We start from the raw sequence: 7,578 nt of genomic DNA, 5'->3' as shown, positions 1-7,578 counted from the left end.
GGCGGCCCCATGCTTGCTGGCCGCCATACCACAAGCCAGGGAAGCCGGGCGGTAAGCCTTACCACCATGTTCGAAGCGGTTGGGGCCGTCGGTGCTGGCACCATGAGCGAGGAAGAATTGGACCAGCTCGAAAACGAAGCTTGTCCCGGTTGCGGTTCCTGCGCGGGTATGTTTACCGCCAACTCTATGAACTGCGTTACCGAAGCCCTCGGTATGGGTCTTCCTGGCAACGGGACTATTCCCGCCGTATATGCGGAACGAATACGGCTCGCCAAACAAGCGGGAATGCTCGTTATGGATGTACTAAAAAAAGATCTGCGCCCCCGGCAGATCATGACTAAGACGGCCTTCCGCAATGCCCTGGCCCTCGATATGGCTTTGGGGTGTTCCACCAATACGGCCCTGCACCTCCCTGCCATAGCCCACGAGGCGGGTGTAGAACTAACCCTGGACATATTAAATGAAGTCAGCGCCGCCACTCCCAACCTGTGCCGCCTTGCACCGGTGAGCGCGACCCATATTGAGGATCTCTATGCTGCGGGCGGCGTCCAGGCGGTTCTTAAAGAATTGGCCAGCAAAAATCTTATTGATGTATCGGCCCTGACCGTTTATGGAACCCTTAAGGATGCGGTCTCAAAGGCTTTTAACCGCAATCCCCAAGTAATCCGGCCTATCGATAACCCTTATTCGGCGACCGGTGGTCTTGTTGCCCTCCGGGGTAACCTGGCCCCCGACGGCTGTATCGTAAAAAAGAGCGCGGTCGCTCCCAATATGCTTAAACACTCTGGTCCTGCCCGGGTCTTTGACCGGGAAGAGGATGCTTTTTCGGCGATCATGGAAGGCCGGATTAAAGCAGGGGATGTGGTAGTGATCCGCTACGAAGGTCCCCGGGGCGGCCCCGGCATGAAGGAAATGCTTGCTCCCACTGCAGCTTTGGCGGGCCGGGGGCTGGATGATAAAGTGGCCCTTATTACAGATGGCCGTTTCTCAGGGGCTACCAAGGGTGCTGCCATCGGCCATGTGTCCCCGGAAGCTGCAGAAGGAGGCCCCATTGGACTCATCAAAGAGGGGGACATCATTCAAATTAACATAGAAGCGGGTACCCTCTCGGTTCAGTTGAGCGAAAAGGAACTGGCGGAACGGAAAAGCCAATGGAAACCCGTACCGCCCAAGGTTACCCATGGGTACCTTGCTCGGTATGCCCGGCAGGTGAGTTCCGCCGCTACCGGTGCTATTTTCAAGGAGTAACCTATGCAGTATACGGGTGCGCGTATTTTGATAGAATCCCTCATAGAACAGGGAGTGGATACCGTTTTTGGCTATCCTGGTGGTTCTGTTCTCTTTATCTATGATGAACTGTACAAACACAAAGACCGAATCCGGCATGTGCTGACAAGCCACGAACAGCATGCTGCCCATGCAGCGGATGGATACGCCCGTTCTACCGGCAAAGTTGGAGTCTGTATTGCCACATCTGGCCCCGGTGCGACAAACCTCGTTACCGGTATTGCCACGGCTTATATGGATTCGGTGCCTATAGTAGCCATTACCGGTAACGTGCCCACCACGTTGCTTGGAAAGGATAGTTTTCAGGAAACGGATATTGCTGGCGTTACCATGCCGATTACCAAGCATAACTGGATTGTTAAAGATGTGCGGGACCTGGCAGAAGTAGTGCGGGAAGCCTTTCTCGTGGCAGCCTCCGGGCGGCCCGGGCCCGTGTTAATCGATATTCCCAAGGACGTCACAGCGGCGCTCTGTGAATGGAAGCCCCGTTCGCAGCATGATTCTAACGCTGCCCAAACCCCGGTCGCCCTGGCCCGGGCCGCCCGGCTATCTGCCCGGGGTAACCGGCAAACCTTTACCGAGGGTGATATAGAAGCCGCCGCCAGGCTTATCGCATCGGCAAAACGACCCTTTGTATATGCCGGAGGCGGGGTGATTATTGCCGATGCGGCCAATGAGCTTAAGACATTTGTGGAGCGCCTCAAGGCTCCCGCGGCGCTGAGCCTTATGGGTAAGGGAGCCCTGCCCTATGATCATCCCCTGAATACGGGTATGATTGGTATGCACGGTACGGTAGCCAGCAACAGGGCTATACAGAAGGCCGATCTGGTTATCGCCGTCGGAGCCCGGTTCTCCGACCGGGTTGTCAGCAAGGCAGACAAGTTCGCGGTGGACGCAAAAATTCTGCATCTGGATATAGATCCAGCAGAAATAAACAAGAATGTTAAATCCGAACACTGGGTCATCGGGGATATTAAAAAGGTGCTGGTGGAACTCCTTAAAAAAATCCCCGAGCGGACAGAAAACGAGTGGAACGGTGATGTGGCGGAACTGAAAAAAATTGTGCCCGAAGCCCACAGCCGGCCGGTCCCGCTGCATCCAAAAAACCTGATTAATGCGGTAGCAAAACGTCTGGGTGAAGATGCCATAGTGGCCACCGATGTGGGTCAGCACCAGATGTGGACCGCTCAATTTTACCCTCTGAACAAACCGCGGGCTTTTTTGACTTCCGGCGGGCTTGGGACTATGGGATGCGGTATGGGACTAGCGCTGGGTGCAAAGATGGCAAACCCCAATCGTCCGGTGGTCCTCTTTACCGGTGACGGATCCTTCCGGATGAACTGCGGTGAAATGGCCACTGCCTTTATGTATCATTTACCGGTACTGATCGTAATTATGAACAATAAGGTCCTTGGCATGGTTCGGCAATGGCAGACCCTCTTTTACGACGAACGCTATGCGGAAACCACTCTGCTTAGGCCCCCAGATTTTGTTAAACTTGCAGATGCCTATGGGCTTGCAGGTTTCCGGGCTGAGACGGAAGCCCAGTTCATGGAAGTGTTGGACAAGGCCTTGGCCGAAATTAAAGAGGGCAGGGCTGCGCTCATCGAGGCGGTCATCGATATGGATGAACAGGTCCTTCCTATGGTGCCGGGCGGCAAGGCTATTGACGATATGATTTTGTAACGGGCGGACCTTGAGAAATATCGGCGGGAATGCTATGACAGGACCATGAATCCACTAATTGTTAAGGCGGTCGTTATCGCCATCATGGTCCTGTCCTACGGTTTTTCCCTGCTGGTAAGTCTCCTTAATATCACCCATCGCCGGCCGGGCATAGATGCTTCCCTGGCAGACTTTGTCGATGCAGAAAAATACCAGCGGCTTTTATCCTACAACAACGAGAAAAGCCGCTTAGCCCTTTGGGAGGGCCTTGCTTCCTTTGCGGTCCTCCTGGTGTTCCTCCTGCTCGATGGGCCCGGCCGGCTCGATTCAGCTTTGGCAAACCTCCTCCCTTACCAAAAACTGCGGGCCATTCTCTTTTTTGGCATCCTCGCCCTGGCTTCGGGTATGGCAAGCCTACCCTTTTCTCTGTACCACGATTTTTCCCTCGAAGCACGCTACGGTTTTAATACCAAAACCCTCGGCATCTATATCAGCGATACTATCAAGGGCATGATTCTTGGGGCTCTCTTCGGCGGTGGGATTTTGTACCTGCTCCTCCTCTGTATCGATGTTTTCGGTGCGCAGTTTTGGTTTATCTTTGCCATTATTCTCTTTGTAATCACCCTGGCTGTTTCGTCCCTCTATACGACGCTCATCTTGCCCCTGTTTAACAAGCTCACACCCCTTGAGGACGGCGAATTAAAAACCGCGATACAGGCGCTGGCAGAAAAAACCAGCTTTCCCCTTTCCGGTATTTATGTGATGAACGCCTCAAAGCGCAGTAAAAAGAGCAACGCCTTTTTTTCAGGCCTGGGACGATTTAAGAAAATCGTTCTCTTTGACACCCTGATAGAAAAGCATCCTGTTGATGAAATTGTGGCTGTTTTGGCCCATGAGGTTGGCCATTATAAAAAGCACCATGTCCCCTATAGCAGCCTTCTTTCGGCCCTTTCTATTTTTGTTACCATGGCTGTCTTTTCCCTGCTTGTCCATTCCCGGTCCCTGTCACTGGCCTTTGGAGCGGCGGACACCCAGGTGCATATCAACCTGCTCGCCTTCTTTCTTCTCTACGAACCCCTGTCGCTTCTCATGAATATCGGTACGAATATAATCAGCCGCCGTTTTGAATACCAGGCAGACGCGTATGCTGGCCAGGCCGCCTCGGCGGAGAGCGCGAGCAGGGCCTTAAAGCGCCTCTTTGCGGACAACCTTTCGGACCTCTATCCACACCCCCTCTATGTGTTTGTAAATTACTCCCACCCGCCACTCCTCGCCCGCCTCGGCGCCCTTAAATCGAAAAGCCAAAATAAAAAATAATGCCCTTTTGATTTTGGCGATAGTATAAATATACTTTGACAAGCCGCTTCCGGCTGCGCTACTATGGCCGGAAGAGGTACACATCATATGTTTTTATTTGAATCTATTCCCTGGTATTCAGCGCTCATGTGGTTTGCCGTGTTGGGGGGCCTCATCCTTCTCAATGAGATCGCCCGGCTCAGCAAATGGCTCTCTCTGGCCCTGTTTCTGGTCCTGCCGGCGGTCCTCACCGTGACCGTATGGCCGAAAACAGCTGCCCCCGGTTCAAGTGTCGGCACCTGGTTCCACTGGGCTAAGGTGTATTCTGCCCTTGCGGGTTGTCTTGGTTTTCTTGCTCTCAGGCATATCAAGGGAGCCGCGCAAAACAAATACCTGCTCCTGTTCCCGCCCCTCATCTTATCACTCAACATTCTTGAGGCGGTTATACGGGACTTCCAGGTCTCTGGCATTAACGGTATGGTCGACGGCATGCTCCTCGTGGGCGGTCCCTGGAACATCATGAACGGCATCGCGGGCATTCTTAACATCATCACCATATCTGGATGGATGGGTATCTATATTGATGAAAAGAGCAAACAGCGGGACATGCTCTGGCCCGACATGAAATGGTTCTGGATTATCGCCTATGACCTGTGGAATTTTGCCTATGTCTACAACTGCGTGCCTGACCACTCCTTTTATGCCGGCGCCGCGCTCCTTATTTCCTGTACGATCCCGGCCTTCTTTATTAAAAAGGATGCCTGGCTCCAACACCGAGCCCAGACACTTGGTTTCTGGATGATGTTTGTCATGACCTTCCCCACCTTTGTGGATACTTCCCTGTTCGCCGTTAAATCTTCTCACAACGTGGCGGCCCTGTATGTGGTGAGCGGCCTATCCCTCGCATCCAATGTGGCGGTGGCGGTTTACCACTTCTACCGGATTTTAAAACACAAAAAGAACCCCCTGGCAGAAGAAGTCTATTCAGAAAAAGCTGCATAATCGCTGAAATAACGCTTCATGGTTTCATAAGGCCATGGGGCGCTATTTTAATTGTATAGGTCTTTTAAGGGATCTAAATATTGACCCGTCTAACTGTTAGTTGTAGTATAAGATGTGGAGGCAACTAATGGTTAATTTATCAACAGATATAAAGCCAATTTCGTATATTAAGTCTCACACCGCTGAAATAATACGACAGGTCGGTGAAAATAAAAATCCAGTTATTATCACTCAAAATGGTGAGGCAAAAGCAGTAATTCTTGATGTTGATTCTTATCAAAATCTTGTGAATGCAGTAAATCTTATGAAATTAATTTCTATCGGCGATCAGGATCTTAAAAATGGTAAAATTGTCGCCCATGAAGAGGTAAAAAAGAGAATATCAAAAATATTGGAATAAATTATGAAGAAAAAAATCGTTTGGTCCCAAGATGCAAGTGACGATTTGTTTAATATCGTAAGTTATATAAAAGAAAAATCAGGTACTACTATCGCTTATGAAATTTATCATAGAATTATAAACCATGTCGAAAAAATAGATCTTTTTCCAGAAAGCGGCAGGGTTGTTCCTGAGCTCATTTCTATTGGAATCCTTGATATAAGAGAAATAATCGAAACTCCATGGCGAATTTTTTATAGGGTAACTGAAAGCGAATTCCAAATAATAAGTGTAATCGATGGAAGAAGAAACATAGAAGAAATACTTTATAAAAAAGTAATTGATGGAAAACTATAATCCTGTCATGATGAAGCCATGCGTCCTATTTCCGAACTAAGCCCATCTCAAGCCCGGCGGGTCAAATATGTGCTCATGGATATTGATGATACCCTGACCCGGCAGGGCAAGCTTCTTGCCTCATCTTATAAAGCCCTATGGGATCTCCGTGCTGTGGGCCTGGTGCTTATCCCCGTTACAGGTCGCCCCGCAGGATGGTGCGACCTCATTGCCCGGCAGTGGCCGGTGGATGCGGTGGTAGGCGAGAATGGTGCCCTGGTTTTTTGGGAGGAAACCTGCGCAGGCAGCACGGGTCTTCCGGTGCTTAAACAGCGCTTTCATCCTCTGGCGATGCGGAACAGTGATCCCCGGCTAAAGGAAATACTAACTGAAGTCCTCCAGATTGATGAACGGCTCAGGGTCGCCAAGGACCAGCCCTTTAGGCTCTTTGACATAGCTGTGGATTTTGCAGAAGAAGAGCCGGTTCTCCCTTTAGACACGGCGGTCCGTGTCGCGGAGCTTGCGAAGTCCCGCGGCGCCCACGCCAAGGTTTCATCAATCCATGTAAATATGTGGATGGGTAACTACGACAAGCTTTCTATGGCGAAAAGCTTTCTGCGCGAACAGTTCGGCTGGGATCCGGTGGGGGGGCTCGATGAAGTGGTTTTTGTAGGGGACTCGCCTAACGACGAACCCATGTTTGCCGCCTTTCCCCTTTCCTGCGCTGTGGCAAATATCAGAAACTATACCCATCTTATAAAACACTTGCCTGCCTTTGTGGCAAGCCGGGACTGCGGCGACGGTTTTGCCGAAATCGCCGAAAGCCTCTTAACCCTCCGCTCCGGCGGCGGAGGTCCTCGCAGGGAAGTGCTATGAAAAACACAGAAGGGGGAGAAAACCCACACCGGCCCCGCCGGCCTCAATCGGAGAAGGGGCGGCCCTGGAAACTGCCCCTGGGAATGGAAATTTTATTCGAAGATGAGGATCTTATTGTGGTGTTTAAGCCCGCGGGCCTCCTATCGGTAGCTGCCGGTGGCCAGCGGGACCGGACGGCCTACATGATCCTGAACGAGTACCTCCGCCGCCGGGGTAAACGACAGCAGGTTGCGGTGGTCCACCGGCTCGACCGGGATACTTCTGGGGTCATGGTGTTCGCGAAGTCAGGGGCTATGAAAAAGGCCCTGATGGATAACTGGGATGCCCTCGTGATCGAACGCCGTTATGTGGCAGTTGTAGAAGGCCAAATCGATGAGCCAGAGGGTGTCATCGACCTACCCCTTATGGAGGGCCCCAAGGGCCGCATGCTGGTAGCTCAGCCGGGCCGGGGATGGCGGGCACTTACCCGGTGGCGGCTTCTCCGGTCTGGGAGCCGGTACAGCCTTTTATCGCTGGAACTCGAGACGGGCCGCCGCAACCAGATACGGGTCCATTGCGCTGCTATCGGCCACCCCGTAGTGGGGGACGAAAAATACGGAGCCCGCACCAATCCGCTTCGCCGGCTGGGTCTCCATGCAGAAAAACTCCTCTTCCGCCATCCCCAGACCCAGTCTGTGCTGGATTTTTCTGTTCCGCCGCCGGCCCTCTTTTTATCTGCGAAGCTCTATACATAGTTC

General features: G+C 52.1%; 8 protein-coding genes. All 8 read left to right on the top strand.

Annotated features, from left to right (window positions below; genetic code table 11):
• A partial coding sequence (gene ilvD / locus Q7P68_RS13705) for a dihydroxy-acid dehydratase (RefSeq protein ID WP_304226607.1) occupies nt 1–1,248 on the top strand: 1,248 nt, incomplete at its 5' end.
• Nucleotides 1,249–1,251: 3 nt separating this feature from the next.
• Entirely contained in the window at nt 1,252–2,973 is a 1,722-nt protein-coding gene (gene ilvB, locus Q7P68_RS13700) for a biosynthetic-type acetolactate synthase large subunit (protein ID WP_304226605.1), read from the top strand.
• Nucleotides 2,974–3,018: 45 nt separating this feature from the next.
• The gene (locus Q7P68_RS13695; protein ID WP_304226603.1) at nt 3,019–4,269 is read left to right on the top strand and encodes a M48 family metallopeptidase; all 1,251 of its coding nucleotides are present in this window, start codon (nt 3,019–3,021) and stop codon (nt 4,267–4,269) included.
• Nucleotides 4,270–4,356: 87 nt separating this feature from the next.
• Entirely contained in the window at nt 4,357–5,250 is an 894-nt protein-coding gene (locus tag Q7P68_RS13690; protein WP_304226601.1) for a DUF5692 family protein, read from the top strand.
• A 127-nt stretch (nt 5,251–5,377) separates the two neighbouring features.
• Nucleotides 5,378–5,650, top strand: coding sequence for a type II toxin-antitoxin system Phd/YefM family antitoxin (locus Q7P68_RS13685; protein ID WP_304226599.1), 273 nt, complete (start codon nt 5,378–5,380; stop codon nt 5,648–5,650).
• Between the two features lie 3 nt (nt 5,651–5,653).
• Nucleotides 5,654–5,986, top strand: coding sequence for a type II toxin-antitoxin system RelE/ParE family toxin (locus Q7P68_RS13680; protein ID WP_304226598.1), 333 nt, complete (start codon nt 5,654–5,656; stop codon nt 5,984–5,986).
• An 18-nt stretch (nt 5,987–6,004) separates the two neighbouring features.
• Nucleotides 6,005–6,841 carry an HAD-IIB family hydrolase gene (locus tag Q7P68_RS13675; protein WP_304226596.1) on the top strand — a complete coding sequence of 279 codons (837 nt, stop codon included), beginning with the start codon at nt 6,005–6,007 and terminating at the stop codon, nt 6,839–6,841.
• Complete coding sequence (locus Q7P68_RS13670; RefSeq protein WP_304226594.1) at nt 6,838–7,575, top strand: RluA family pseudouridine synthase; 738 nt, start codon at nt 6,838–6,840, stop codon at nt 7,573–7,575. The genes Q7P68_RS13675 and Q7P68_RS13670 overlap by 4 nt, the downstream gene beginning before the upstream one ends.
• Nucleotides 7,576–7,578: the final 3 nt, after the last annotated feature.

This window comes from Gracilinema caldarium, assembly GCF_029265695.1.
In the GTDB taxonomy this organism is placed as follows: Bacteria; Spirochaetota; Spirochaetia; order Treponematales; family Breznakiellaceae; genus Gracilinema; species Gracilinema caldarium_A.
The sequence above is the reverse complement of the archived record's forward strand: the minus strand, read 5'-3'. Positions and strand labels throughout refer to the sequence as shown.